This window comes from Serratia sp. FGI94 (assembly GCF_000330865.1).
Taxonomy (GTDB): domain Bacteria; phylum Pseudomonadota; class Gammaproteobacteria; order Enterobacterales; family Enterobacteriaceae; genus Serratia_B; species Serratia_B rubidaea.
Map to the genome: position 1 here is coordinate 2,682,845 of NC_020064.1, position 26,064 is coordinate 2,708,908.

Annotated in this window: 25 protein-coding genes and 1 tRNA gene; 11 read left to right on the plus strand and 15 right to left on the minus strand. The window is 57.8% G+C overall.

All coding sequences use genetic code 11. The annotated features are described in order from the left end of the window. Positions 1-59: 59 nt before the first annotated feature. Genes D781_RS12190 through rimJ form a run of 3 tightly spaced genes read right to left on the minus strand, consistent with a single transcriptional unit; the run spans position 60 to position 2,230 of the window. Complete coding sequence (locus D781_RS12190; protein ID WP_015672635.1) at positions 60-995, minus strand: Gfo/Idh/MocA family oxidoreductase; 936 nt, start codon at positions 993-995, stop codon at positions 60-62. After that, complete coding sequence (locus D781_RS12195) at positions 988-1,635, minus strand: DUF480 domain-containing protein (protein ID WP_015672636.1); 648 nt, start codon at positions 1,633-1,635, stop codon at positions 988-990. The genes D781_RS12190 and D781_RS12195 overlap by 8 nt, the downstream gene beginning before the upstream one ends. Positions 1,636-1,645: 10 nt before the next feature. Beyond that, positions 1,646-2,230 (minus strand): ribosomal protein S5-alanine N-acetyltransferase, encoded by a 585-nt coding sequence (gene rimJ, locus D781_RS12200; protein WP_015672637.1) that lies wholly within the window; start codon positions 2,228-2,230, stop codon positions 1,646-1,648. 328 nt (positions 2,231-2,558) lie between these two features. On the opposite strand from rimJ, the gene D781_RS12205 reads away from it, so the two are divergent. The 4 genes from D781_RS12205 (at position 2,559) to D781_RS12220 (ending at position 5,995) form a co-directional block, all read left to right on the plus strand. After that, the gene (locus tag D781_RS12205) at positions 2,559-2,813 is read left to right on the plus strand and encodes a hypothetical protein (protein ID WP_015672638.1); all 255 of its coding nucleotides are present in this window, start codon (positions 2,559-2,561) and stop codon (positions 2,811-2,813) included. Between the two features lie 133 nt (positions 2,814-2,946). Then, complete coding sequence (gene grxB / locus D781_RS12210) at positions 2,947-3,594, plus strand: glutaredoxin 2 (RefSeq protein ID WP_015672639.1); 648 nt, start codon at positions 2,947-2,949, stop codon at positions 3,592-3,594. A 34-nt stretch (positions 3,595-3,628) separates the two neighbouring features. Next, positions 3,629-5,272, plus strand: a complete 1,644-nt coding sequence (locus D781_RS12215; protein ID WP_015672640.1) for an AarF/UbiB family protein — start codon at positions 3,629-3,631, stop codon at positions 5,270-5,272. A gap of 159 nt (positions 5,273-5,431) precedes the next feature. Further along, positions 5,432-5,995, plus strand: a complete 564-nt coding sequence (locus D781_RS12220) for a lipoprotein (RefSeq protein WP_015672641.1) — start codon at positions 5,432-5,434, stop codon at positions 5,993-5,995. A gap of 42 nt (positions 5,996-6,037) precedes the next feature. Here D781_RS12220 and D781_RS12225 read toward each other — a convergent pair whose 3' ends face one another. The 4 genes from D781_RS12225 to D781_RS12240 all read right to left on the minus strand — a co-directional run bounded on the left by D781_RS12225 (position 6,038) and on the right by D781_RS12240 (position 10,033). Beyond that, positions 6,038-6,616, minus strand: a complete 579-nt coding sequence (locus tag D781_RS12225; RefSeq protein ID WP_015672642.1) for a molecular chaperone — start codon at positions 6,614-6,616, stop codon at positions 6,038-6,040. A gap of 42 nt (positions 6,617-6,658) precedes the next feature. Then, positions 6,659-7,396 carry a phosphatase gene (locus D781_RS12230; protein ID WP_015672643.1) on the minus strand — a complete coding sequence of 246 codons (738 nt, stop codon included), beginning with the start codon at positions 7,394-7,396 and terminating at the stop codon, positions 6,659-6,661. An 84-nt stretch (positions 7,397-7,480) separates the two neighbouring features. Beyond that, entirely contained in the window at positions 7,481-8,422 is a 942-nt protein-coding gene (gene ghrA, locus D781_RS12235) for a glyoxylate/hydroxypyruvate reductase GhrA (protein ID WP_015672644.1), read from the minus strand. A gap of 141 nt (positions 8,423-8,563) precedes the next feature. Then, entirely contained in the window at positions 8,564-10,033 is a 1,470-nt protein-coding gene (locus tag D781_RS12240; protein WP_015672645.1) for an oligopeptide:H+ symporter, read from the minus strand. A 490-nt stretch (positions 10,034-10,523) separates the two neighbouring features. On the opposite strand from D781_RS12240, the gene D781_RS12245 reads away from it, so the two are divergent. Next, positions 10,524-10,613: transfer RNA gene (locus D781_RS12245), tRNA-Ser, on the plus strand. A 698-nt stretch (positions 10,614-11,311) separates the two neighbouring features. On the opposite strand, the gene kdsA is transcribed toward D781_RS12245, so the two are convergent. The 6 genes from kdsA to hemA are packed head-to-tail and all read right to left on the minus strand — an operon-like array spanning position 11,312 to position 16,652. Next, on the minus strand, positions 11,312-12,166 hold the full coding sequence (gene kdsA, locus D781_RS12250) for a 3-deoxy-8-phosphooctulonate synthase (RefSeq protein ID WP_015672646.1): 855 nt from the start codon (positions 12,164-12,166) through the stop codon (positions 11,312-11,314). Positions 12,167-12,199: 33 nt separating this feature from the next. After that, positions 12,200-13,009: an invasion regulator SirB1 gene (gene sirB1, locus D781_RS12255; RefSeq protein WP_015672647.1), complete on the minus strand. Its 810-nt coding sequence runs from the start codon at positions 13,007-13,009 to the stop codon at positions 12,200-12,202. Continuing rightward, positions 13,006-13,407 (minus strand): SirB2 family protein, encoded by a 402-nt coding sequence (locus D781_RS12260; RefSeq protein WP_199557162.1) that lies wholly within the window; start codon positions 13,405-13,407, stop codon positions 13,006-13,008. The genes sirB1 and D781_RS12260 overlap by 4 nt, the downstream gene beginning before the upstream one ends. A gap of 22 nt (positions 13,408-13,429) precedes the next feature. Then, entirely contained in the window at positions 13,430-14,272 is an 843-nt protein-coding gene (prmC, locus tag D781_RS12265; protein WP_015672649.1) for a peptide chain release factor N(5)-glutamine methyltransferase, read from the minus strand. Beyond that, a complete protein-coding gene (gene prfA, locus D781_RS12270) occupies positions 14,272-15,357 on the minus strand; it encodes a peptide chain release factor 1 (protein WP_015672650.1) in 1,086 nt (361 codons plus the stop codon). The genes prmC and prfA overlap by 1 nt, the downstream gene beginning before the upstream one ends. A 32-nt stretch (positions 15,358-15,389) precedes the next feature. Continuing rightward, positions 15,390-16,652 (minus strand): glutamyl-tRNA reductase, encoded by a 1,263-nt coding sequence (gene hemA, locus D781_RS12275; RefSeq protein ID WP_015672651.1) that lies wholly within the window; start codon positions 16,650-16,652, stop codon positions 15,390-15,392. A gap of 553 nt (positions 16,653-17,205) precedes the next feature. Here hemA and D781_RS12280 point away from each other — a divergent pair. From D781_RS12280 to prs, 4 genes are all read left to right on the plus strand, one after another. Further along, complete coding sequence (locus D781_RS12280; RefSeq protein WP_015672652.1) at positions 17,206-18,357, plus strand: autotransporter domain-containing protein; 1,152 nt, start codon at positions 17,206-17,208, stop codon at positions 18,355-18,357. Positions 18,358-18,590: 233 nt separating this feature from the next. Beyond that, positions 18,591-19,214 (plus strand): lipoprotein insertase outer membrane protein LolB, encoded by a 624-nt coding sequence (lolB, locus tag D781_RS12285; protein WP_015672653.1) that lies wholly within the window; start codon positions 18,591-18,593, stop codon positions 19,212-19,214. Further along, the gene (gene ispE, locus D781_RS12290) at positions 19,211-20,071 is read left to right on the plus strand and encodes a 4-(cytidine 5'-diphospho)-2-C-methyl-D-erythritol kinase (protein WP_015672654.1); all 861 of its coding nucleotides are present in this window, start codon (positions 19,211-19,213) and stop codon (positions 20,069-20,071) included. The genes lolB and ispE overlap by 4 nt, the downstream gene beginning before the upstream one ends. A 180-nt stretch (positions 20,072-20,251) precedes the next feature. Beyond that, positions 20,252-21,199 (plus strand): ribose-phosphate diphosphokinase, encoded by a 948-nt coding sequence (gene prs / locus D781_RS12295; protein ID WP_015672655.1) that lies wholly within the window; start codon positions 20,252-20,254, stop codon positions 21,197-21,199. Positions 21,200-21,372: 173 nt separating this feature from the next. On the opposite strand, the gene ychH is transcribed toward prs, so the two are convergent. Then, on the minus strand, positions 21,373-21,654 hold the full coding sequence (ychH, locus tag D781_RS12300) for a stress-induced protein YchH (protein WP_015672656.1): 282 nt from the start codon (positions 21,652-21,654) through the stop codon (positions 21,373-21,375). A gap of 309 nt (positions 21,655-21,963) precedes the next feature. On the opposite strand from ychH, the gene pth reads away from it, so the two are divergent. Then, positions 21,964-22,554, plus strand: a complete 591-nt coding sequence (gene pth, locus D781_RS12305; protein WP_041412128.1) for an aminoacyl-tRNA hydrolase — start codon at positions 21,964-21,966, stop codon at positions 22,552-22,554. A 493-nt stretch (positions 22,555-23,047) separates the two neighbouring features. Here the strand turns inward: pth and D781_RS12310 are convergent, their stop codons facing one another. Then, positions 23,048-24,523: a SulP family inorganic anion transporter gene (locus tag D781_RS12310; protein ID WP_015672658.1), complete on the minus strand. Its 1,476-nt coding sequence runs from the start codon at positions 24,521-24,523 to the stop codon at positions 23,048-23,050. Positions 24,524-24,877: 354 nt separating this feature from the next. Here D781_RS12310 and ychF point away from each other — a divergent pair, with 354 nt between their 5' ends. After that, positions 24,878-25,969 carry a redox-regulated ATPase YchF gene (ychF, locus tag D781_RS12315; protein ID WP_015672659.1) on the plus strand — a complete coding sequence of 364 codons (1,092 nt, stop codon included), beginning with the start codon at positions 24,878-24,880 and terminating at the stop codon, positions 25,967-25,969. The last annotated feature ends 95 nt before the right edge of the window (positions 25,970-26,064 follow it).

Sequence of the window (26,064 nt, forward strand, 5' to 3'; positions counted from 1 at the left end):
CGTCAGTCAAGAAACGGCTTCAGTTTACGCATCCGCGGCAGAATAGCCAACGCCATATGTTACATGGGGTTACCTGGAAAATCCGCGTCGCGCAGTATCTGTTCAATCATCCGCTGGGCGTAAATCGCCTGTTCGCCGCCGGTCTGCGGCGGCGTCTGATTCGCCACCGACTGAATAAAGTGGCGCACCGCGCCCTCAAAACCGCGCTGGGCCAGCGTGGTCTGCCAGCCCGGCGCCGGCTGCTCCAGCACGCCGTCGCGGTCTTCACGCCGCCAGCGGCGCATATCGTCCAGCTGATACAGCGCGCCGCGGGTCACCGCCTGCACGCTTTCCCGCTGGCTGCCCGCCTGGCGGTGCATGCTGGTGGTCACCAGCGTCTCGCCGCAGCGGAAATGGTGCTCGGCATACAGCATTTCACCGGCGTCATTGACGCTCAGCCGGCCGCCCAGCAGCCGGCCATCGCCGCCGGCCAGCCACAGCGCGGTATCCACCACGTGCAGATAGTCATCCAGCAGGGTAAAGCGCAGCAGGTTCGGCCCCACGCTGTCGGCGCGGTGCTTCTCCATGCGGAGCGACGCCAGCTGGCGCATCTGCTGCTGCAGCTGCCCGTACAGCGGCGCAAAGCGGCGGTTGAAGCCCACCATCAGCGCCCTGCCGCGCGCCTGCGCCAGCTCCAGCAGTTGCTCACCCTGCTCCAGCGTCTCCGCCAGCGGTTTATCGACGTAAACATGCACGCCCTGCTCCAGCAGGCTTTTCACCACGCTAAAGTGGCTGGCGGTGCTGCTGTGTACGAAAACCGCATCGCACTGCTGCGCCAGCTCATCCAGCCGCGAGAAGCAGGCCATCCGGTAGCTGTCGCACAGCGGCTGCGCCTTCTGTCGGTTCGGTGAAAAGCCGCCCACCAGCTGCCAGTCGGCGGCGTGGCTGAGGATCGGCAGATACGCTTTCTGCGCAATGCCGCCCAGGCCGACCACGCCGATACGTAATTTAGTCATGCTGTTGCTCCGCCATCAGTTGTTGCAGTTGCTGCGTCAGCACCGTTACCTGCTGTTCCAATGCGCTGACGCGCTGGCTTAATGACGCCTCCTGCTCTTGCGGCGCATCAACGCCCTCCGGCGCGGCCTGTTCGGCGCCGAACAGATGCACAAAGCGGCTTTCGCGCTTGCCGGGTTCACGCGCCAGACGCCGGACAAACGGCCCGTCTTCCCGCTCGGCCAACTGCTGCAGCTGCTGCTCCACCTCGGCGACGTCGTTAAAATCATGCAGCCGTGCGGCGCGCATGCGCAGTTCGCCCGGCGTCTGGGCGCCGCGCAGCAATAAGGTGGCAACCAGCGCCAGCTCCGCGTCGCTCAGTTTCAGCTGGCCGAACTCGGAATTGCAGAAACGCTGTTCATATTTCACCACCCGGTTGCCAAAGCCGCTTTGCGTACGCAGAAAGTGTTTTTTCACCAGTTCGTCCAGCACATCCTGAACCTCGCTTTCGCTCAGCGTCATCACCGGTTCACGGTTGGTTTTCTGATTACAGGCCAGCGTGATGGCGTTCAGCGACAGCGGATACTGCTCCGGCGTCGTCACCTGTTTTTCCAACAGGCAGCCGATTACCCGCGCTTCTTGCGCGCTTAATTGATATTTCATGCTCGTTTTCTCACCGTGGCGGCAGCCATTCTTTGTTGGTTAACGCAGTCAGCACGTGGTCCTGCCACTTACCGTCGATCAGCAGATAGTCCTTGGCGTAGCCTTCGCGCTCAAAGCCCAAACGCGCCAACAGCGCGCCGCTGCGCTGATTATGCGGCATATAGTTTGCCATAATGCGGTGCATGCGCTGCTGACGCATCATATAGCGATTCGCCGACTGCAGCGCTTCATACATCAATCCCTGCCCCTGCCACTTCTCACCGAGGGAGTAGCCCAGGAAGCAGGCATGAAAGGAGCCGCGCAAAACATTGCTGAAGTTGGCGACGCCGCGCACCTCATGCTCATCCGGATCCAGCAGCATGAAGTAGTAGGCGCTCCCCTGCTTCTGCATTTCCATGATCATGCCGAGCCGCGCCTGCCAGCCGGAAGGATAACAGTAACTCTCGTCGCGCACCGGCTCCCAGGGCTTGAGAAACGCGCGATTTTCCGCGTAATAGTCCGCCAGACGGTAGGCATCACGTTCATGCACTAAACGGACAACCAGACGGTCGGTGGTAAGACGTACTTTTGGTGATGCAGAGCGATAGCCGAACATCATTTCCCCCGCGATTCGGAACGGTTCGATAAAAAGAGAGTGCCGGGACTGCGCCCTACGCATCAAACGGCATACGCCGAATTTCCCCGTTATTGAATATAACCGTAGCCGGCCTCACAGGTAAAACCCCAGGCGCTCAGTAAATAAGCGGTCAGCTTTTTTTCCCGCACTTTTGTCGGCTCGCTCCCGTTATTGCATCACTCTTCTGCCGCGACTGCCGGTCAACGTATCGGCAACCAGGCGTAAAAACGCGCTAAGTCACCAGAAAATCAGCAATATTTATATCAGCTGCTATTCTGGTAGTACATTCACCTCAGGAGTCGTCAGCATGTCCGAAGAAAATAATCACCTGCCCCAGCTGTTGGAACATATGGTTTTAAATCTGCGTATGATCTATGCCCGCTCCACGCTGATGGAAAAAGCCGTGGCGTGCATTCTGGCGGATAACCGCGCGTTGAAAAACGAGGTAATTGAACAGCTGCAGCAGGTTAACGCCGCTACCGAACGCGATAAGGTCGACCTGGAACAGGCGCGCCAGCATCTGATTGACGTGTTCAATGCCCTTCCCGCCAAAGAGGAATAATCGCTCCCCGGTCACAATCTGCCGTGGTACGGTGGACTGTGCCGGATTAGGCACCTTCCCGCAAGAATAGCGTGCGACAGCATCGGTAAGCTGTGCTAATTATTGCGGCAATCACCTGACAACGGGAGCGAGTATGAAACTGTTTATCTACGATCACTGCCCATTCTGCGTTAAGGCGCGCATGATTTTCGGCCTGCAGGGTAAACCGGTGCGTCTAGTCACCCTGCTGAACGACGATGAAATCACGCCGACCACCATGATTGGTAAAAAGATGGCGCCGATTCTGCAAAAAGACGACGGCAGCTATCTGCCGGAAAGCATGGACATCGTGCACTATATCGATCGGCTGGACGGTAAGCCGCTGCTGACCGGCCCCGGCAACCCGGTCCTTGGCCAATGGCTGGCACAGGCGGCGGAATATACGCCGCAGCTGCTGCTGCCGCGCTTCGCCCAGGCCGACTTTGAAGAGTTCGCTACCGACAGCGCCCGTCAGTATTTTATTAATAAGAAGCAGGCGGCAATCGGCGACTTCTCCCGTCATCTGGCGAACAGCGCCGACCTGATCGCCCGGCTGGAACAAGATCTGCCGGCACTGGCGGCGCTGATCGTCTCACCGGAGGCGGTCAACGGCACGCTGTCGGAAGATGATATCCACCTGTTCCCGCTGCTGCGCTCACTGTCCATCGTCGCCGGCGTCACGCTGCCGGAGCCGGTTGAAGCCTACCGTAACCGCATGGCCGAGCGCAGCGATATCCCACTGTTGCTGGACATGGAACAGTAAGCGCCGCTGCTGCGGTCAAAGGAGGAGCGCACAGATGTTGAAAATGGTGTTCGTCACCGCGCGCGATCGGGCGCGGCTGGCCGAGATTTCTGCCGTGCTGATCCGCTACGGCCTGCAGGATGTGGTGCGTCTGCTGGGATTAAGCCCGCTGCTAGCCGGCGGCAAAGGCGCTCCGCAGGCGGACGACGGCGCGCTCTCACTGCCCGAGCGTCTGCGTGCGGCGTTGGAGGCGCTGGGGCCGACCTTTGTTAAGTTCGGCCAGATACTGGCAACCCGCGCCGATCTGCTCGACGCCGGCTGGACCCGCGAGTTGGACAAGCTGCACAGTCAGGCATCCACGCTACCCTGGGAGACGCTGGCCGCCCAGGTGCATGCCGATCTCGGCGGCGACCCGCAGCAGATCTTCGCACTGTTCGACAGCCAACCGCTGGCGGCGGCCTCCATGGCGCAGATTTACCGCGCCCGGCTGCACAGCGGCGAAGCGGTAATCGTCAAAGTGCTGCGCCCCGGGCTGGAAAAAACCATTCAGGCCGATGTGCGCCTGCTGCGCTATCTGGCCGAAACGGTGGAGCAGCAAAGCCCGGCGCTGGCGCGCTACCGTCCGGTGCAGATGGTGCAGGCGCTGGCCACCGCGCTGAATCACGAGCTGGATCTGACCCACGAAGGTCACAACTGTGAACAGGTCGCCCGGCGCTTTAGCGAACAGCCGGAGGTAAAAATCCCGCAGATTTACTGGCAGTGGTCGAGCAAGCGGCTGCTGGTGCAGGAATTTTTACCCGGCATCGCGCCGGAAAACCCGCAGCAGCTGGCGGAGGCAGGCCTTGACGGCCCGCTGCTGGCGCAGCGCGGCGCGCAGGCGTTTATGCGCATGGTGCTGGAACACCGGCTGTATCACGCCGACCCGCACCCCGGCAACGTGATGGCGCTGGAGGGCAACCGCGTCGGCTTTATTGACTTCGGCATGGTCGGACAGCTGTCGTCAACGCGGCGCAATCAGCTGCTGCGCGTGCTGCAGGCGATTGCCGAACGGCAGAGCGAAGGCATCGTCAGCACGCTGCTCGCCTGGTCAGACAGCCATAACCCCGACGTACAGGATCTGGAGCTGGCGGCGCAAAACTTCCTGGATAAACAGGGGTTCGGCACCTTAACGCTTGGCAAGGCGCTGACCGACCTGCTGGCCATGTCCCGCGAACACCGGCTGGCACTGCCGCCCGATCTGGCGCTGCTGTTTAAAGCGCTGATCACCGCCGACGGCGTGCTGCACCGGCTGGATCCGAACTTCGATATCATCCGCACCTTACAGCCAATGCTGCAACAGCTGATGCTGCAGCATTACGCGCCGGAGGCGCTGCGTCAGCGCATGCTGGCGCTGGGCGCCGACGCGCTGGATGCCGGCGACGAACTGCCGCAAAGCCTGCGCCTGCTGCTGCGGCGCCTGACGCGCGGCCAGCTTAACGCCGACATCAACGTCAGCAACCTCGCCCAACTGAGCAAGGCGCTGGAACGGTCGGCGTTGACGCTAGCCATCGCCATTGTCACCGCCGCCTTTGCGCTCGGCCTGGCGCCCTACCTGATGCAGGCCTCGCCGCGGCTGTGGGGCGTGCCGCTGTTTCCGCTGCTCGGCGGTTTGGCCTGCCTTGGCGGCATCGTCCTGCTGGCGCTGCGGCTGCGGCGTTGAGCCGCGGGAGATTCGGCGTTATCCGATAGGCGTCCCGGCGATTCCCGCGCACTATCAACGCGCGCAGGGTTTATCACTTGGGTTACGGATATGCGCATGTTTATAATGATAATCAATTCATTATCAGCATTTTTTATTAGCAGTAGTTATGAGGCACGTATGAAAAAGATGGTTATGGGCGCAGCCGCCCTGATGTTTGTCGGTGCTTTGGCCGGCTGCAACAAGCTGACCCAGTACACGCTCAGCGAACAGGAAGTTAACGACTACCTGCAGAAACATAATGATTACCAGAAACAAATCGGCGTGCCGGGACTGGTGGATGCGCATATCGTGCTGACGCAGCTGCAGAGCCAGATCGGCCGCAGCGAACCGGGCAAGGTTACCCTTTCCGGCAACGCCAAAGTGGACATCACCTCGATCCTGGGGCCGCAGCAGGCGGACATGCAGCTGACGCTGAAGGCGCAGCCGACCTATGACCGCGAAAAAGGGGCCATTTTCCTCAAGGATATGGAACTGACCGACTATAAAGTACAGCCGGAAAAAATGAATACCGTGATGAAGGCAATTTCGCCTTATCTGGACCAGTCGCTGAAAAGCTACTTCAACCAGAAGCCGGCCTACGTGCTGAACCCGGACAAGAGTAAAACCGAAGCCATGGCGCGCAAACTGGCCAAAGGGCTGGAAGTGAAGCCGGGTGAACTGGTGATTCCGTTTACCGATTAACTCACCGTATCAAGGCGCAGCGCCCGCTGCGCCCGACATGGTTTACGGCTGTTCGTCGTCAGAACCGTCCTGCTCTTCATACTCCGCCAGCTCATCACGCATCGCCTGCAGCGCGTCGCGGGTAATCGCTGCTAACGTGCGATAAAAACCGCTGGTCGCATGAGCTTCAACCTTACCGAGGAAGCGTCCGCACCATGGCAGCAGATAATCGTCAAACAGCGTGATTTGCGCCTGCGCTTCATCTTCCTGTGACTGATCTTCCAACCAGGACGCCGCCAGCAACAGCGAGCCGAAGTGATCCGCCGGCGCCTCGCCAAGCGGCATGCCGCGCTGCTGCAGGAAGCTGCGCACTTCGCTTTCCGTCGCGCCCTCGACATAGCTTGAACGCAGCGGCGATACGCTGCATTCGCTGCCGACGAACAGCGCGTTGAAGTCGGCGGCCAACAGGTGCGGTTCGCAGCCCTGCTGCAGACGCTGCAGCAGCTCATCCTGCTCCAGCGGCCAGTGCTGCTGCAGTTTGCCCTCTTTAATCAGGCTAAACAACGGCACCAGCAGCGGGTCCTGCGGCTGACGGTAAAACAGCGTCCCCAGCACGCGGCAGACGATGGAAAACTCATTCATGATGACATCCTATGCAAAGGCGAAATTTTTGCCGTGACGATGTCACAGATCGGCCAGTTCCGCAATCGCTGGTTTACCGCGTTGCTCAAGAAAATTCAGCAAACGACGCGGGCTGACGTTGAGGATGCGCTCCTGCGGAAACTCGACTTCGGCCAGGATGCGTTCACAGTGCTCAAAACCGCCCAGTGAGAAGGCAATATGCGAATCTGAACCCAGCGCCAGCCAGCCACCGGCGTCACGCACCGCGGCGGCGATCGCCCGACAGTTGGCTTCGCTGCCCTTACGTGAATGGGTAAACGACGAGTTATTCAGCTCAAGCGCGACGTTGTAACGCGCAGCGGCGGCGGCAACCGCCGGGATATCAATCGGATAACGCGGGTTGCCCGGGTGACTGATAATATGCACGTCGCCCTGCGCCATGGCGGCGATCATCGCCTCGGTATGGGCGGCGCGATCCTGCGGCGCAAACACCGGCTCGTGGAAACCGGCAATAATCACATCAATGGCGTCCAGCATCGGGCCGGTGCAGTCAATATCACCGTTCAGGTTCTTAATATTGGCCTCGATGCCGCGCAAAATGGCGACGCCGTCCACCAGACGCGGCCAGACGCGCATGTTCATAAAGTGCCAGTAGTGCGGCGCGTCGGCCATGTCCGGGCCGTGGTCGGTAATGGCAAACAGCTGAATGCCCTTCTGCTTGGCTTCGGCGACATAATCATGCAGCGTGCTGTAAGCGTGGGTGCTGGCAACGGTATGCATGTGCAAATCAACGGGGTACATTGTTTCTCCTTATTCTTGGGTCAACCGCCATGCGCAACAAGCGGCTGACGCAGTTTCGCCTTAGCATAGCAGTTAACCGGCTCATTAATAACCTCTGTGAATATCCACAATCCCCGTCGGCGTCTCCCCGGCCTCAAGCGCTAAAATATTCTGGGCCACCCGATCCATCGCCTGTTCAGGCAGGGTAATCGCGGCGATATGCGGCGTCATCGTCACCGCCGGGTGACGCCAGAAGGCGTGTGCCGGCGGCAGCGGCTCCTGCACAAAGACATCCAGCGTCGCCGCTTTTATCTGCCCCTGTTCCAGCGCTGCCAGCAGATCGTCCTCTACCAGATGCGCGCCGCGCGCCAGGTTGATCAGGTACGCCTGCGGCGCTAAATGGGCAAACATCTCACCGTTGAGGATCCCCTGCGTTTCCGGCGTGTTGGGCAGCAGGTTAATCAGCAGTTTAACGCCGTCCAGAAATGCCGGCCGCTGCGCCTCACCGGCAAAACTGCTCACGCCGTCAATCTGCTTGGCGCTGCGGCTCCAACAGCGTACGTTAAAGCCGAAGTCCACCAGCTTTTGCGCCACCGCTTTACCCAGGACGCCGGCGCCAAGAATGCCGATGGTGAAATCCTGCAGCTGATGCGGCTCCAACGGCTGCCACAGCCCTTGCTGTTGCTGCTGCTGGTACTCGTCGAAACGGCGAAAATAACGCAGGACGTAGCTCAGGGCATACTCCTGCATCTGCTGCGCCATGCCGGTATCTTCCAACCGCAGCAGCGGCACGCCGGACGGCAAGGTGCCAGGATGCTGCCGCTCCTGCTGTAAAATGGCGTCAACGCCGGCCCCCAGCGCGAACACGCCTTTTAGCTGATGGCGCCCGGCCAGCATCTCATACGGCGGCAGCCAGACCAGCGCGTAGTCCGCCGGGCGGTCGTCTCCCGGCTGCCAGATACGCAGCGTCGAACCGGGTAAACGCTGCTGCATGCCGGCCTGCCACTGTTGTGCATTAAACGTAGGATGGTAAAACATGATGTTCATGAAAAGAGAGGCTCCTGCAGGGTTGCTGTTATTGTCCCCTCAGGGTTCCGCGAATCGGCAGAAGATGCAAGAGTAAAACCGACAAATAAAAACAGCCCCGACCAGTGGGGCTGTTTCACGCAGAAAAGCATCGCTGCGCCTTTAGGCGCGCTGGATCAGGCGGCGCAGCAGCGGGATCAGAATCAACAGCGCCACGCCTACGCCGGCCGCTCCCCAGCCCAGCAGGCTGAAGATATGGCTATAGCCGGGATTGGTCAGCAGCGGCGTGCTGCCGCTGTTTTCCGGCATCAGGCCGGACACATAACCCGCCAGCACCGAACCGACGCCGGTCACCATCATCCAGCACCCCATCATCACGCCCTGATAGCGCGCCGGCGCCAGCTTGCCGATCATCGCGTAACCGATGGGCGAGATCAGCAATTCGCCGATGCTCTGCAGCACATAGCTGATAACGATCCATTTAAACGCCACCAGCCCGTCACCGCCCGCCAGGCTGATGCCCAGCGGTAACACCAGCATCCCCAGCCCCATGCAGAACAGTGAGCCGGAAAACTGCAGGGGAATATCAATATTGCAGCCGCGGGCGCGCAGGCGGTTAAACCACCAGGCCAGCAGCGGGCCGCCGATGACGATCACCAGCGTGTTGATATTCTGGATCCACTGCGGAGCAACATGAATGCCATACGGGTTCAGGTTGATATTGTGTTCAGAAAACAGCATCAGCCCCATCGGCGCCAGCTGATACAGCATCCAGAACACCAGCGATCCCAGAGCCAGAATCAGGTAGGCGCTCATCCGCCGGCGTTCGTCATGCGGATGGTGACGCAGGGTAATCAGGCACAGCAGCAGGAAAACGGCGCACCCCACGCCAATCACAAAGTAGCCGCTGAACTCGGCATGGGTCAGCATCAGCCGAATCACCGGCACCAGAATCACCAGAACCGCCAGGCCGGCCAGCAGGCGCCGACGATACTGCGCCGGCGTCGCATTGAGCAATGGGGTGTTGAGATCGCCCAGCACGCGCCAGCGCAGCGCCGCCACGATAATCGCCCCGGCATTCCCCAGCGTGGCGAACAGGAACAGCGCACGGTAATTTTCCGTCAGTTGGAAATAGCCGGCGGCGCTGAAACCGACAAAAAAGCCCAGGTTCATCGCGGCGTAGTTCCACAAAAATGCCGACTCTCGCCGGTCGTCCTCGGGTTTAAAGCGCTGTGTCAGCATCATATTAATGCAGGTGACGTTCAGCCCGCTGCCGGTAAGGAACATCGCCAGCCCCCAATACAGCCCCCAGACGCCGGCCAGCGCAATCAGCGCACATCCCGCCACCTGCAGCACCATCCCCAGCACAAACAGGTTGCGGTTGCTGAGATAGCGCCCGCCCAGGTAGCCGCCAAACAGGTGCAGGCCATAGTTAAAGGCGCCGAATACGCCCATCATGGCGTTGGCGCTGCTTTCGCTGAACCCCAGACGCTTGGTGGCATACAGCACCAGCGTGGAGTACAGCACGGCAAAGCCCAGCGTGGCGAAGATTTGAATAAAGAACAGCGCTCCCGCGCCGGAGGGGGTGGCATAGCGCGACGGCGCTGCCAGTGTGGAATCCGAGTCAGTCAAAGCAAACCTCTACCGCATTATTATTTGATGGTTTTATCCCTGTCTGCGCTCTTAGCCCTACGCCGGCGCCGCGCTCGGTAAAGAGCCGGTGCAACCGGTGAAATCGGCATAAATCGCGCGGCAAGCGTCTCGAAGGTGGGTATTTCCTTGCAAAAGTCTCCGTACGCTCGCCATTCCATTTAGCGGCATATTTGACTAATAATCCAGTATTAATGAATACATCGGCAAAGCATCGGCGCGAACTGGTGGAATATTAATCTACCGATACGCTGGACGCTCAAATAATATACCACCAGCATTTATCAACACCTTATCAGCCACGTTCTGCATGCAGGTGAAGAATAAATAGCTGATTATTGCGCGTGAAATCAGCAAATTGCTGTAAGTTTGGCTAAACGGACGGAAAGCGTAAAAAGAGTGTTGACGCTGGGATCAGTTTCTCCTACATTAGCGCCCGTCGACAACGCAAGGCGCTGACGACAGACAATATGGTGAGGTGTCCGAGTGGCTGAAGGAGCACGCCTGGAAAGTGTGTATACGCGAAAGTGTATCGAGGGTTCGAATCCCTCCCTCACCGCCATATTCCAAGAGAAAGCCCGAACTCACGTTCGGGCTTTTTTGCTTTATATTCCCCGCTCCGGGAGGGTGAGAACCCTCGACAGGGTTCGACAAAACGCGGCAGCGTTTTGCACAGCCGAAGGCTGCCCGCAGGGTGAGCGCAGCGAATGCATCCCTCCCTCACCGTCCTATTCCAAGAAAAAGCCTGAACTCGCGTTCGGGCTTTTTTGTTATGTACAATTTCTGTTAGCACTGAGTAATGAGAATTGCCGTACACGCGCGGTACTTCTCTGCGATAACGGAGAACGGCAATTGAAGGGGCCGTAGGCGCGGCCCCTTCACCCGCGCCCGCGCTTAGGCACGTTCTGCCCTTCGGGTTACCCTCACGGCGTCACCGTCGCCGGGCGGGTCGGCTCTACAGGCTTCCCTGCCTGTGCCGCCTCAACCGGACATCCCTGTCCGGTTGCCCCTGGCTCAGGCTCCTTGTTCGGCAGCCCGTGATGCGCGCCGAAGGTCAACACCCGAATCTGTATTTACCGGGAAAATCAGCTGCGGGTTTTAACATCAGCGACCTAAAAACTATTCCCCTGCCAGCCCCCGCGACAGGATTGGCAGGTATCACTCAGCGTGCTCATTTGGCAGCGGTCTGAATCCGGCTCAACGCCAGCAATAAAAAAGCCCGACGTCATGTCGGGCTTTTTCCATTCAGGCAGCTGAAAATCAGTTGCTGGTATCAAGTTCCGGGAAGCTTTTCACCAGATCGTCAATCGCCTTCATCTGTACCAGGAACGGCTCCAGTTTATCCAGCGGCAGGGCCGATGGGCCGTCGCACTTCGCGTTGTTCGGATCCGGGTGCGCCTCAATAAACAGACCGGCCAGACCCACCGCCATCCCGGCGCGCGCCAGCTCAGTAACCTGAGCGCGACGACCGCCGGAGGCCGCGCCAAACGGGTCACGGGTCTGCAGAGCATGGGTCACGTCGAAAATCACCGGATGACCGCCGGTGGCATTCTTCATCACGTTGATGCCCAGCATGTCGACCACCAGGTTGTCATAGCCAAAGTTGCTGCCGCGATCGCACAGAATTACCTGGTCGTTGCCGCCCTCTTTGAATTTCTCCACGATGTTGCCCATCTGGCCCGGGCTGACGAACTGCGGCTTTTTAACGTTGATCACCGCGCCGGTTTTCGCCATCGCTTCCACCAGGTCAGTCTGACGCGCCAGAAACGCAGGCAGCTGGATCACATCCACCACTTCCGCCACCGGCTGCGCCTGGGCGGCCTCATGCACGTCGGTAATGGTTTTCACGCCGAAGGTCTGCTTCAGCTCTTCAAAAATACGCATCCCCTCTTCCAGGCCCGGCCCGCGGTAAGAGTGAATGGAAGAGCGGTTGGCCTTATCAAACGAGGCCTTGAAGACATAAGGGATACCCAGCTTTTGCGTCACCGTGACGTAGTGTTCGCAGATGCGCATCGCCAAATCGCGCGATTCAAGCACGTTCATACCACCGAACAGCACAAACGGCAGGTCGTTCGCTACGTTGATGTCGCCAATGCTAATCACTTTCTGTTTCATGCTTTCGCCTTTATTGAGGGTAAGTCGCCAAAATTAGTGCAGCGTCACCTGTTTGGGTTCGATCGCGTGGATCTGTACTTTGATCACTTCGCTGACCGGATCTTCCGGACACTGCTCGATAAAATAGTTGAGGTCGGAAATCGCCACGTGGTTGCAGTCCAGCTGCGCATAAATCAGACCACGGTCACGAATCTCATAGGGGTCATCCGGGTCAAAACACAGCACCGTTTCGCTGGCGCGCAGCGCCATTTCCATCTGCTTTTCTTCCATCAGGGCGGCCTTCAGCGTATCCAGCATCTTGCGCACCACCATATTATTTTCCGCTTCGTCCAGGTCGTCATCTTCCAGTTCGGCGGACAACCCCAGATTGCCTTTAATCCAGGCCTCCAGCGTATGCTCGCTGAGCGTTTCGCCGTTAAGCGGATTAATCAGCCACATCTCATCATCCATCCAGTCGGCCCGCAGGATCAACTGGGTCGGGAAAATAACCGGCATCAGCGGTAAACCGAGCTGATGAGCGATGTGCAAAAAGATGGTGCCCAGCGATACCGGCGTACCCTGACGGCCTTCCAGCACCTTATCGAGCCAGATGGCGTCGGAAAGGCGGTAAACGCCGCTCGCCCCGCCAAACCCCCAGGTGTGGTAAAACAGCTCAATGAGTGCTTCTAATTGCTGCTCCTGGCTGAGGTCGTCCGGCACCGCCGCCCGCGCCTCTTCCGACAATCGCTGCAGCTGGCGCGCCACCTCGACGGCGGGGAAATCACGCCGCACACGCTGAGACACCAAGATGACGCCTGCGCTCAGCGTTGAGGAATTAAATTCGAAATCAGCAATGCTACTCATAGGTATCCCATCAGAAACGGTATCTTCGTCGTGGCAAGTTTAATAATCAGGTAAAGGCAGCCTAAAGCCAGAATAAATGCCGACGTGCGTAACCCCGCGCTGCGGACGTTCTTGCTCAGTGCGACGTAGCCAAGCAGGATGTAGATAATAACGCCAAACAGCTTCTCGGTCAGCCAGGAGTCCATACCCAGCAGCGGATAAAACTGGAACGTCACCACCAGCGCAATACCGCTCAGAAACAGCACGGTGTCATTAATATGCGGCGCTATTTTCACCCAGCGCCGGTTCATCATCGCCGAATCACGCCATTTCCAGAAAAAACGCAATACAAACAAAACAATACTGATGGTTACCGTCAGCAGATGCAAATTTTTCAACGCGGCGTAGGCGGCCATAATCGTTCCCTTTTGTTTCCAGTGATTATTCTTGCGTCGGCAGATACTGCCCCAGCGTTACGCGTTCATTGCCGCCGTAGTCGCGGCAGCTCTCCACGGCGCTAAAGCCCGCCTCGGCCAGCAGCTCACGCACGCTGGCCGCCTGTTGCCAGCCGTGTTCCAGCAGCAGCCAGCCGTGCGGCAACAGGTGCGCCGGCGCCTGACGCACGATGGTACGCAGGTCTGCCAGGCCGTTTTCTTCAGCCACCAGCGCGCTGCCCGGTTCAAAGCGGACATCCCCCTGCGACAGGTGCGGATCGGCGGCGTCAATATAGGGTGGGTTACTGGCAATCAGCTGGAAACGCTGTCCGGCCAGCGGCGCAAACCAGCTGCCCTGTACGAACTGCGCATTGGCAATCGCCAGTTTTTGCGCGTTATGGCGCGCCAGCGCCACAGCTTCGGGCTGGAAATCCACGCCGGTTACCGTGCAATCAGGACGTTCGCTGGCCAGCGCCAACGCAATGGCGCCGGTGCCGGTGCCCAGGTCAAGAATGGCGCAACCGCCTGCAGGCAGGCGCGCTAACGCCTGTTCGACCAGACACTCGGTGTCCGGCCGTGGGATCAGGGTTGCGGGGGAAACAGACAGCGGCAGCGACCAGAATTCGCGCTCGCCCACCAGATAGGCAATCGGTTCGCCGCGCGCCCGGCGCATCAACAACGCCTCCAGCTGCGCGATCTCCTGCGAAGTCAGGCTGCGCTCACCAAACGCCAGCAGATAGGTTCTGGCGCGACCGGTGACAAAACCCAGCAGAATTTCCGCATCCCGCCGGGCGCTGTCGCTCTCCGTCAGCCGCGCGGCGGCGGCCTTCAGCCAGCCTTGATAATCCATCACTCTTGCTCGGCGGACAACGCAGCCAGCTGGTCCGCCTGATATTCCTGCACGATCGGCTGGATCAGCATATCCAGCTTCCCTTCCATCACCTCGTCCAGCCGGTAGAGCGTCAGGTTAATGCGGTGGTCGGTCACGCGGCCCTGCGGGAAATTATAGGTGCGGTTACGGTCGGAACGGTCGCCGCTGCCGAGCAGGTTGCGACGGGTTGACGCCTCCTCCAGCTGGCGCTTGGCCACTTCGGCGGCGCGGATACGTGCGCCCAGCACCGACATCGCTTTCGCTTTGTTCTTATGCTGTGAACGTTCGTCCTGGCACTCCACCACGATGCCGGTCGGCAGGTGGGTAATACGAATCGCCGAATCGGTGGTGTTAACGTGCTGACCGCCGGCCCCGGAGGAGCGGAAGGTGTCGATTTTCAGAGCGGCGGGGTTGATGTCCGGCAGTTCGGCTTCCGGCACCTCTGGCATCACCGCGACGGTGCAGGCCGAGGTGTGAATGCGCCCCTGGGATTCGGTCTCCGGCACACGCTGCACGCGGTGGCCGCCCGACTCAAACTTCAGCAGGCCATATACGCCCTCGCCCGAAACTTTGGCGATCACTTCTTTATAACCGCCGTGCTCGCCTTCGTTGGCGCTCATCACCTCGACCCGCCAGCGGCGCGCCTCGGCATAACGGCTGTACATGCGGAACAGATCGCCGGCGAACAGCGCCGCCTCGTCACCGCCGGTGCCGGCGCGCACTTCGAGGAAGCAGCTGCGCTCATCGTCGGGATCTTTCGGCAGCAGCAACAGCTGCAGCTGCTGCTCCAGCTCGTCGGTCACCGTTTTGGCCTGTTTGATCTCTTCCTGCGCCATTTCGCGCATTTCCGGGTCTTCCAGCATCATCTCGGCGGTCGCAAGATCGTCTTGCACCTGACGCCACTGCAGGAAGCAGTTGCTGACATCGGTCAGCTGCGCATATTCGCGCGACAGCGCCCGGAACCGGTCCTGATCGGCAATAACGCCGGCATCGCCGAGCAGCGCCTGCACTTCTTCATGGCGCTCTTGTAACGCTTCCAGTTTGGCAACAATAGAAGGCTTCATGCGTGGTTTTAAACCCTGTAAATAGAGAGAAACTAGTGCTGATCCAGCCCGAGGCTGTCGCGTAATATTTGTAACCGCTCCACATCGCCGTCGCCGGCAGCCTGCTGAAGGGATTTGGTAGGGGCATGAATAAGACGATTGGTCAGGTTGTGAGCCAATTTATGGATGACCTGCTCCACGTTGGCCCCCTGCGCAATGGCGGCCAACGCTTTGGCTTCCATTTCACTGCGGATTTGATCGGCCTGCGAGCGGTAGTCGCGGATGGTCTCCACCGCGCCCTGCGAGCGCAGCCAGGCCATAAAATTGGTGCTTTCCTGCTGAACGATGGACTCCGCCTGCACCGCCGCCGCCTTACGCTGCGCCAGGTTGTTCTGGATAATCGCGTGCAGGTCGTCAACGCTGTACAGATAGGCGTTCGCCAGCTTGCCGACCTCGGGTTCGATATCGCGCGGAACGGCGATATCCACCAGCAGCATCGGCTGGTTGCGGCGCGCTTTCAGCGCCCGCTCAACCATGCCCTTACCGATGATCGGCAGAGGGCTGGCCGTGGAACTGATAATGATATCGGCATCGGCCAGACGCGCGTCGATTTCCGGCAGCGTAATCACCTCGGCCCCGACTTCATCCGCCAGCAGCTGCGCACGTTCGCGGGTGCGATTGGCGATAATCATATGCTTGACCTGATGTTCACGCAGATGGCGCGCCACCAGTTCGATGGTTTCACCCGCCCCCACCAACAGCACGTTCAAATCCGCCAGCGATTCAAAAATCTGCCGCGCCAGCGTACAGGCGGCAAACGCCACGGAAACGGCGCTGGCGCCGATCTCGGTTTCGGTACGCACGCGCTTGGCGACGGAGAAGGATTTTTGGAACAGGCGCTCCAGCTCACCGGACAGCGACTGTTCGCGCTGGGATTCGGCAAAGGCTTTTTTCACCTGACCGAGGATCTGCGGCTCGCCCAGCACCAGTGAATCCAGGCCGCTGGCAACGCGCATCAAATGGCTGACCGCATCATTGTCATGATGCCAGTACAGGCTCTTTTTCACCTCTTCCGGGCTCAGCTGATGGTATTCGCACAGCCAACTCACCAGCTGCTCGTGAATATGCTCCTGCTGCTCCACGCTGAGGTACAGCTCGGTGCGGTTGCAGGTGGACAGCACGACGCCGCCCTGCACCAGCGGCTGCTGGAGCAGGCTATTAAGCGCCTGATCAATGCTCTCTGGAGAAAAGGTGACCTTTTCCCGCAAAGCAACCGGAGCGGTTTTGTGGTTAATGCCTAAGGCAAGCAGGGTCATTGCTTCAAGTAATACTTCTGTTGGTACGGGTTTCGTTGACGGCATTCTACTTGATGCGCGGCATCAATAAAAGCAACAAGCGCATCTTACGCCCAATCGCTGCCATCGCCGCTACACATCAAACAACCGCTTAAAAACAAACCATTAATTTATAATGACGATCAGAACTAAAGAATCGACGCCGTTGGCCGATGACATCAGGTAACGATCGCAAGTTATGCTTAGTTTAGCGCTTTTTGCCGGCCAGATAAAATTCGCCGCGCTAAAGCCTCTGTCGCTGAACCTGTACGAACGTTAATCAATAGTTGGTTATGATTATAACCATTGGCAATCTTCCCAACTGTTATTATTGAATTTCTGTCCGGCTATTCGCATAATTCCGCGCCGTATAAATTCGTACATAGCGAATAATAGCGGTTTATCGCTTCTGCCCGGATATCATCGGCTCCCGAAACGATAATGCATTATAAAAGACGCCGCGGATGGTTTGCGCATCGATACGTGCCATTCGTCGGAATTAAAAATTGTATAAATATAAAAAGCAGGTATGGATATGGCACATAAAATGAGTCGTTTAGCACGCGGCGTGGCCGTCGGCCTGATCGCCGGCTGCAGCGCCTTTGCCGCCCAAGCGGAAATCACCTTACTGAAGCAGGATCCGCAGGCCGGCGATCCGCTGAGCCGCCTCAACTTCACCGTCGGCGGCAGCATCCGTCCGCAGTTCAATATGATGACCGGCGACGGCGATAAAGGCTCTTACAAACGCAACGGCTTCGACGGCGGCACCCGTTTCCGCTTCGCCGCTGACTACTACCTGTTCGACGACATCAGCTGGATCAGCTACTACGAACTGGGCGTCAACATCCCGGCCCTGTTCGACTGGGACAGCCACTACGCCGACGGCGCCAACAACACCAGCCGCCGTATGCTGTACACCGGTCTGAAGAGCAAGACCTGGGGCCAGCTGACCTTCGGCCAGCAAAACAGCGTTTATTATGATGTGGTCGGCGCGAAAACCGATATCTGGGACTACGATATGCTGGCCCAGGCGCCGGGCAACGGCATCAACGGCGACTACGACGGTTCTTACCGTTCCCGCAAAATGCTGAAATACAAGCAGACCTTCGGCGATGCCGACGTATACGCCTCTTACCTGTTCAACGACAGCGACTACCTGCCGGGCAACGGCCTGCGCTACAAGCGTAAAGGCGGCGGCTCACTGGGCGTCGATTACCACCTGACCCGCGATCTGACCTGGGGCACCGCGTGGAACTACACCCGGGCGGAGATGCGTGACCCGACCGGCGGCGACAGCAAAACCTACGACCAGAACATTCTGGGCACCGCGCTGAGCTGGAAGCCTGACAACTGGACCTTCAGCTTCGGCGGCGGCTGGTACAATAACTTCCTGACCACCAAGCAGACCGACGTGCACAATTACTTCGCCGGCGACGCCTGGGGTATTGAATACTACGCCGGCTACACCGCGCCGGTGGGTCAGTATGCGCTGAAATCCGTCACCCCTTACGTGATGGGCGACCGCCTGGAATACGTCAGCGGCCGCAACTATCAGCGTATCGATAACGGCCTCGGTATCACCTTCCAGTTCGACTACGGCTTCCGTACCGATGTGGAGCACGTGTTCACCTCCAGCACCGACAAACTTGGCGATATGACCGTCGTACGTCTGCGTTACGACTTCTGATCGTACGGGCGCCCGCCTTGCCGGCGCGGCGCCCCGTTTCTAAGAAAAAACCGCATTTTTCATCTTCTTGCTACATCCTTCCGTCCATCTCCGCGTACACTATGAGCATCCGTCCGCTCTGACCCGGACGCGCTGCAGCAGAGTATTGACGCTGCGCGCCCGTGCCGTTAGCGTGGTGGCAAAAATGGGTGACGTAACGTCAGCCCGCCAGGACAAAAGGACAATAAATCGTTATGCCTATCCGCAAAGTCAGTTTGCTACGCCTTATCCCGCTGGCCAGCCTGGTGCTGGCGGCCTGTACCACGACCCGGCCGACCGGCCCGGCCACTAGCCCAACGTCTCCCGAATGGCGCGCCCATGAGCAGGCGGTGCAGCAGCTGAACCAGTATCAGACCCGCGGCGCTTTCGCCTACCTGTCCGACAGCAAAAAGGTCTACGCCCGCTTCTTCTGGCAGCAATATTCGGCGGATCGCTACCGCCTGCTGCTGACCAACCCGCTCGGCAGCACCGAGCTGGAGCTGAACGTGCAGAAAAACGTGGTGCAGCTGACCGATAATCAGGGCAAGCGCTACGTCAGTGATAACGCCGAGGAGATGATCCGCAAGATGACCGGCATGGCGATCCCAATGAACAATCTGCGCCAGTGGATGCTCGGCCTGCCCGGGGAAGCCACCGACTTTACCCTGGATGACCGCTACCGCCTGAGCAAACTGAATTACCAGCAGGAAGGCCTGAGCTGGAAAGTCAGCTATCAGGACTATAACAGCGATACTCAGCCCCAGCTGCCAAGCCGTCTTGAGCTGCAACAGGGCGACCAACGCATCAAGCTGAAAATGGATAACTGGACGCTCAAATGATTCAGCAGTGGCCCTCGCCGGCAAAGTTAAACCTGTTTTTATATATCACCGGCCGTCGCGCAGACGGCTACCACCAGCTACAGACGCTATTTCAGTTTCTCGATTACGGCGACACGCTGACCATCACCCCGCGTCAGGACGAGCAAATCCGCCTGCTGACGCCGGTGGACGGCGTGGAGGATGAGCATAACCTGATCGTACGCGCCGCGCGCCTGCTGCAGTGCTACTGCGATGAACGGCAGATCGCCACGCCGCCGCGCGGCGCCGACATAAGCATAGAGAAAGTGCTGCCGATGGGCGGCGGTCTGGGCGGCGGTTCGTCAAACGCAGCGACGGTGCTGGTGGCGCTGAACAGCCTGTGGCAGTGCGGCCTCAGCGATGAACGACTGGCCGAACTGGGGCTGAGCCTCGGCGCGGACGTGCCGGTGTTCGTACGCGGCCACGCCGCGTTCGCCGAGGGCATCGGTGAACGGTTGCAGACCGCCGACCCGCAGGAAAAATGGTACCTGGTCGCCCACCCCGGCGTCAGCATTCCCACGCCGCTGATTTTCGGCGATGCTGAACTGAAACGCGACACGCCGGTGCGGCCGTTAAATGAACTGTTGCAATTACCGTACGCCAATGATTGCGAACCGATCGCAAGAAAACGTTTTCGCGAGGTTGAACAGCTTCTTTCTTGGCTGTTACAATACGCGCCGTCACGCCTGACCGGCACAGGTGCTTGTGTGTTTGCAGAGTTCAACACCGAGTCCGAAGCCCGCCAGGTGTTAAATCAAGCCCCGGCGTGGTTGCGTGGTTTTGTAGCGCGTGGCGTTAATATTTCACCACTACATCGTACCCGTTCCGGGCAAATTTGAGTCGTAGCTCGACGTTTCGTTGCGCAGGGCCCGTGTTATTCGGCCCTGTATCCCTGCGCTACTACGCCTCATAAGTTTTACATACCCGTATGTCTATTGCGGCAGCCATGCTCAACAGCCCCTTGAGGCTGGCCGGCCGTCAATAGCATCTTCTCTGGACGCAAGCCTGAGGTTCTTCTCGTGCCTGATATGAAGCTTTTTGCTGGTAACGCCACCCCGGAACTAGCACAACGTATTGCCAACCGTTTGTACACCAGCCTTGGTGACGCCGCTGTAGGTCGTTTTAGCGACGGCGAAGTGAGCGTGCAAATCAACGAAAATGTACGCGGTGGTGATATTTTCATCATCCAGTCCACCTGCGCACCCACCAATGACAACCTGATGGAACTGGTTGTGATGGTCGATGCCCTGCGGCGTGCTTCTGCAGGCCGCATCACCGCCGTTATCCCCTACTTCGGCTATGCCCGTCAGGACCGTCGCGTACGCTCGGCGCGTGTGCCAATCACCGCCAAAGTGGTTGCCGACTTCCTGTCCAGCGTCGGGGTTGACCGCGTGCTGACCGTGGATTTGCATGCTGAACAGATCCAAGGCTTCTTCGACGTGCCGGTTGATAACGTGTTCGGCAGCCCGATTCTGCTGGAAGATATGCTGCAACAGAACCTGGAAAATCCAATCGTCGTTTCTCCGGATATCGGCGGCGTGGTACGCGCCCGTGCGATCGCCAAGCTGCTCAACGATACCGATATGGCCATTATTGATAAACGTCGTCCACGCGCCAACGTTTCTCAGGTCATGCACATCATCGGTGACGTTGCCGGCCGCGACTGCATCCTGGTCGATGACATGATCGATACCGGCGGCACCTTGTGTAAAGCGGCAGAAGCTCTGAAAGAGCGCGGTGCCAAGCGCGTATTCGCCTACGCGACTCACCCGATCTTCTCCGGCAACGCCGTGGACAACATCAAGAACTCCGTGATTGATGAAGTGATCGTCTGCGACACCATCCCGCTGTCGCCAGAAATCAAGGCACTGAAAAACGTACGTACTCTGACGCTGTCCGGCATGATGGCAGAAGCCATCCGCCGCATCAGCAATGAAGAGTCAATCTCTGCGATGTTCGAGCATTAATTCTCCGTCGGCGCGGGCATGCCGCGCCGATGTAGAAGCTAGCCAGACGCAGTAAAAGAAAAACCCGTTGAAGCGCCAGCAACAACGGGTTTTCTATGTTAAAGCGTTCATAGCGTCAAACCTGATTACGCGTCACCACGCCTTGCAGTCAACCGGTCTCCTCAACGCAATGACTAATGCGATGAATGGTGGTGCTGGCTATTGCGGCAACGCTTGTCGAAGTGTTTTACCCACCAGTAGCGATCTGCAACCTGTTCGCGTCCGCCGATACGCGCGCCGGCCAGCCACAACAGGGCACCAATAAATATGCTGAATATCGCCCCGTGAGAGAAGAACTGCGGCAAATTGAACTGCGAAACCTCAGCGACAATGGAATAGCCAACGCCGCCAATCATCACCAACAGCCCAAGCCCCATCAGAACGTTACCAATCACATCTGCGTTTTTACGTTTCATATGTCACCTCCATAGCGCTAAATGCCAGCGGGATGAATAAGTCATTGTTAACTCCCTTTGATGAATTAATTATAGACACTCCCGCAGCAAGGGTATTGCGCTGGCGATCACAGATGTGCAATTAATACTGACAATTCTTTACTTTAGCGGCACATATCCCTCTGAACTTGAACTATAACTCAATTGCATTATTAACTTCTGCAAGTAATTGACGCCGATTTATCATCGGATACGACGCGTTTTGTCATTCGGCGCCGCGGAAGGTAGACTAATGCCCTTTCCATTATTTTGAGCATAGCGAATTTCTCCGTGAGCAGTATCAAATTGATTGTCGGCCTGGCCAACCCCGGCGCCGAATATGCGCAAACGCGCCACAATGCTGGCGCTTGGTACGTGGATCAACTGGCGCAGCGCCATAACCAGCCGCTGAAAGAGGAAGGCAAATTCTTCGGCTATACCGCACGCCTGAATCTGGCCGGGAACGACGTTCGCCTGCTGGTGCCAACCACCTTTATGAATCTGAGCGGTAAAGCCGTCGCGGCCATGGCGTCGTTTTATCGCATCCAGCCGGATGAGATCCTGGTCGCCCACGATGAGCTCGACTTGCCGCCAGGCATCGCCAAGTTGAAACTGGGCGGCAGCAACGGCGGTCATAACGGTTTAAAAGATATTCAGAGCAAGATGGCGAATAACCCGAACTTTTATCGTCTACGGATTGGCATCGGCCACCCGGGCGATCGCAACAAAGTGGTGGGATTCGTTCTGGGTAAACCGCCGGCCAGCGAACAGAGCCTGATCGATGACGCCATCGATGAATCGCTGCGTTGCACCGAAGTGCTGTTAAAGGACGGCATGACCAAGGCCATGAACCGTCTGCACGCGTTTAAAGCCGGCAGCTAAGTCCTATGTCAGGCTGCATGATTGCTGCGCAGCCTGACTTTGCTTTCCGCCATACAGAGGTGGCACAGGCATGATGCTTCACTGCACCGGAGATGAGCGCAGATGTGATATCAGCCAGGCGATCCCCCATCGACACCCAGGCGTCGGCGTAGGAAACGGCGCTTTTTTCTGAACAAATGACGCTGCACAGGCTTTCTCTTCAGCCTCTTACGACTGTGCAGTGAAAAAGAAAGTAACGATAGAATTGATAAACCTGGCGCTATATAAATAAATATCCCATTCATTTAGCCTATCCTCCTTGATATCCCCCTCAGGCACCGAAAAATGAAAAGCTGAAAATAGCCAAGCCCTCAACGGACACAACCATAAATCACATCCAAAACTTTACAAAAAAGTTTATCGTCGACGATGCAATAAATAGAAAATGATTATTTTCTTGACAGATTAGACTTAGAAAAAACCCCAATAACATTTATTATTGGGGTTTGGGGTATCAGTCCGCCGCTACGCGGTAGGTGGGGTCGTCAAGCTCATGGAGACAGAACGGACCGGCCTGCTTCAGCAAACTGACGCAGTCAGCGCTTAGGTGACGCAGGCGCACCGTCTTACCGGCCGCCAGATAGCGTGCAGTAAGCTTATCAATTGCTTCAACCCCGCTGGAATCCATCACCCTTGTCTGCGCAAAGTCTAAAATAATCAGCGCCGGATCGTTTATCGGGTCGAATAGTTCGGCAAAATCCGTGGTGGAGCCAAAAAACAGCGGCCCCGCTAAAGAATAAATAACGGTGTTGTTTTCTTCCTTTTTATCACGAATAGATATTTTCGCCTGTTTCCAGGCAAACACCAACGCCGAAATAATTACGCCGCTGATCACCGCCACGGCCAAATCTGCGAATACCGTAATCAGGGTAACGGTAAGCAGAATAAAGGCATCCTCTTTCGGCATTCTTTTTAAGCGGCGTAATGAGCTCCACTCAAAGGTGTTATAGCACACCACCAGCATAATCCCGGCCAGCGCGGCAACGGGAATATAACCAATATAGGATGACAGGCTGACCACAAACAGGATCAGCAACACCGCGCCAACCGCCGCAGAGATGCGCCTGCGGCCGCCGGAGGTGAAGTTAATGATCGACTGCCCAATCATCGCACAACCGGCAAAGCAGCCAAACAGCCCACACAGAGCGTTCCCTGTCCCCTGGGCGATACTCTCCCGGTTGCCATTACCTTTGCTATTACCCATTTCATCCAGCACCGTCATGGTCAACAGCGATTCGATCAAACCGACCAGCGCGATAATCACGGCATATGGCAACACCACCTTCAGCATATCGAGCGTAAACGGCGCCATCGGCAGGCTAAAGTGCGGCAGGCTGCCAGAGATATCCGCCAGATCCCCCACCCGCAGCGTATTCAGTCCCAGGCCGATCGCCAGCGCCGACACCACGATCAACGCCGCCAGCGATGACGGGATCGCCTTGGTCAGACGCGGGAAAAACACCACCACCAAAATCGCCAGCAGCACCAGACCATACATCAGCGGCCCCTGCCCGGCGACCATATGCAGCTGCGCCAGCATAATCACGATAGCCAGCCCGTTGACGAAACCGTGAATCGCCGGCAACGGCACCAGACGAATAAATTTGCCCAGGCGGAAAACGCCGATCAGAATTTGAATTACGCCAGCAAGCAGGGTCGCCCACAGTACGTAATCCATACCGTGCTGGGCCGACAGGCTCATTAACACCACCACGATGGAGCCGGCCGCGCCGGACACCATACCCGGTTTGCCACCGAACAGCGCCGTGGTCAGGCCGATAATAAAAGCGGTATGCAGGCCGACGATGGGCGACAGCCCGCCGACCAGAGAGAAGCCGACGGCTTCCGGGATCATGGATACTGCGACAACAAAGCCGGCCAGGACTTCATTCTTGATGTCCGCCAGCCTGAGGTTGTTCAGGTTAAACATAAATTGTCCAGATAGTCTGAGAGTGCAACAACTGTGCATGCCTGAAGCAGGCAGCGAAAAACATCAGCGCTGGCACCAGGCCAATGCTGTTACAAAGAGAGTAAACAGGCGGGAAAACTCAGGGTGGCGTAGGCAAGAAGTACATCCGCACGTTTCCGGTTGGTTAAAGATAATGAGCAGTATGTTGAAACGTGAGCAAGATCTCAACACAAACTTCGTAAGCAAAACTCTCAGACCTAACGCCGGGATCGTGATAGATGCGCATTACGTGTATAATAACGCAATTATTCTGCCCTTTATGCGGCCAGTTAATGCTAACTGGCTGTTAGTTAAGATATTTAAGGTGATTACAACATGGGATTCAAATGCGGTATCGTCGGCCTGCCAAACGTAGGCAAATCCACCCTGTTCAACGCGTTGACCAAAGCGGGTATCGAAGCAGCCAACTTCCCGTTCTGCACCATTGAACCGAACACCGGTGTGGTTCCGATGCCCGATCCGCGTCTGGACCAGCTGGCCGAGATCGTCAAGCCTCAGCGCATCCTGCCAACCACCATGGAATTCGTCGATATCGCGGGCCTGGTGAAAGGCGCTTCCAAAGGTGAAGGCCTGGGTAACCAGTTCCTGACCAACATCCGCGAAACCGAAGCGATCGGCCACGTAGTGCGCTGCTTTGAAAACGACAACATCATCCACGTTTCCGGCCAGGTTGATCCGGCGTCGGACATTGACGTGATCAACACCGAGCTGGCGCTGTCCGATCTGGACACCTGTGAACGCGCCATGCACCGCATCCAGAAGAAAGCCAAAGGCGGCGACAAAGACGCCAAGGCCGAACTGGCGGCGCTGGAAAAATGCCTGCCGCACCTGGAAAACGCCGGCATGCTGCGCGCACTGGATCTGAGCGCGGAAGAGAAAGCGGCCATCCGCTACCTGAGCTTCCTGACGCTGAAGCCGACCATGTACATCGCCAACGTGAACGAAGACGGTTTTGAAAATAACCCGTACCTCGACAAAGTGCGTGAAATCGCCGCCGCTGAAGGCTCCGTAGTGGTTGCCGTCTGCGCCGCCGTTGAGTCCGACATTGCCGAACTGGACGACGAAGAGCGCGACGAGTTTATGGCCGAGCTGGGTCTGGAAGAGCCGGGCCTGAACCGCGTGATCCGCGCCGGTTACCAGTTGCTGAACCTGCAGACCTACTTCACCGCCGGCGTCAAAGAAGTGCGCGCCTGGACCATCCCGGTCGGCGCTACCGCCCCGCAGGCGGCCGGCAAGATCCACACCGACTTCGAGAAAGGCTTTATCCGCGCGCAGACCATCGCCTTTGATGATTTCATTACCTACAAGGGTGAGCAAGGCGCGAAAGAAGCCGGCAAGATGCGCTCGGAAGGTAAAGAGTACATCGTTAAAGACGGCGACGTGATGAACTTCTTGTTTAACGTCTAAGTCATATGGCATCGCAAAATGCCTGAGAAAAGCGATTAATCCTTATAAAATCCACGCAATTGCGTGGATTTTTTATAGGATTAGACAGTACAACC

Coding starts and splice junctions, on each gene's coding strand:
- D781_RS12190 (WP_015672635.1), bottom strand. CDS start 995: ATGACTAAATTACGTATCGGCGTGGTCGGCCTGGGCGGCATTGCGCAG.
- D781_RS12195 (WP_015672636.1), bottom strand. CDS start 1,635: ATGAAATATCAATTAAGCGCGCAAGAAGCGCGGGTAATCGGCTGCCTG.
- rimJ (WP_015672637.1), bottom strand. CDS start 2,230: ATGTTCGGCTATCGCTCTGCATCACCAAAAGTACGTCTTACCACCGAC.
- D781_RS12205 (WP_015672638.1), top strand. CDS start 2,559: ATGTCCGAAGAAAATAATCACCTGCCCCAGCTGTTGGAACATATGGTT.
- grxB (WP_015672639.1), top strand. CDS start 2,947: ATGAAACTGTTTATCTACGATCACTGCCCATTCTGCGTTAAGGCGCGC.
- D781_RS12215 (WP_015672640.1), top strand. CDS start 3,629: ATGTTGAAAATGGTGTTCGTCACCGCGCGCGATCGGGCGCGGCTGGCC.
- D781_RS12220 (WP_015672641.1), top strand. CDS start 5,432: ATGAAAAAGATGGTTATGGGCGCAGCCGCCCTGATGTTTGTCGGTGCT.
- D781_RS12225 (WP_015672642.1), bottom strand. CDS start 6,616: ATGAATGAGTTTTCCATCGTCTGCCGCGTGCTGGGGACGCTGTTTTAC.
- D781_RS12230 (WP_015672643.1), bottom strand. CDS start 7,396: ATGTACCCCGTTGATTTGCACATGCATACCGTTGCCAGCACCCACGCT.
- ghrA (WP_015672644.1), bottom strand. CDS start 8,422: ATGAACATCATGTTTTACCATCCTACGTTTAATGCACAACAGTGGCAG.
- kdsA (WP_015672646.1), bottom strand. CDS start 12,166: ATGAAACAGAAAGTGATTAGCATTGGCGACATCAACGTAGCGAACGAC.
- sirB1 (WP_015672647.1), bottom strand. CDS start 13,009: ATGAGTAGCATTGCTGATTTCGAATTTAATTCCTCAACGCTGAGCGCA.
- prmC (WP_015672649.1), bottom strand. CDS start 14,272: ATGGATTATCAAGGCTGGCTGAAGGCCGCCGCCGCGCGGCTGACGGAG.
- prfA (WP_015672650.1), bottom strand. CDS start 15,357: ATGAAGCCTTCTATTGTTGCCAAACTGGAAGCGTTACAAGAGCGCCAT.
- hemA (WP_015672651.1), bottom strand. CDS start 16,652: ATGACCCTGCTTGCCTTAGGCATTAACCACAAAACCGCTCCGGTTGCT.
- D781_RS12280 (WP_015672652.1), top strand. CDS start 17,206: ATGGCACATAAAATGAGTCGTTTAGCACGCGGCGTGGCCGTCGGCCTG.
- lolB (WP_015672653.1), top strand. CDS start 18,591: ATGCCTATCCGCAAAGTCAGTTTGCTACGCCTTATCCCGCTGGCCAGC.
- ispE (WP_015672654.1), top strand. CDS start 19,211: ATGATTCAGCAGTGGCCCTCGCCGGCAAAGTTAAACCTGTTTTTATAT.
- ychH (WP_015672656.1), bottom strand. CDS start 21,654: ATGAAACGTAAAAACGCAGATGTGATTGGTAACGTTCTGATGGGGCTT.
- D781_RS12310 (WP_015672658.1), bottom strand. CDS start 24,523: ATGTTTAACCTGAACAACCTCAGGCTGGCGGACATCAAGAATGAAGTC.
- ychF (WP_015672659.1), top strand. CDS start 24,878: ATGGGATTCAAATGCGGTATCGTCGGCCTGCCAAACGTAGGCAAATCC.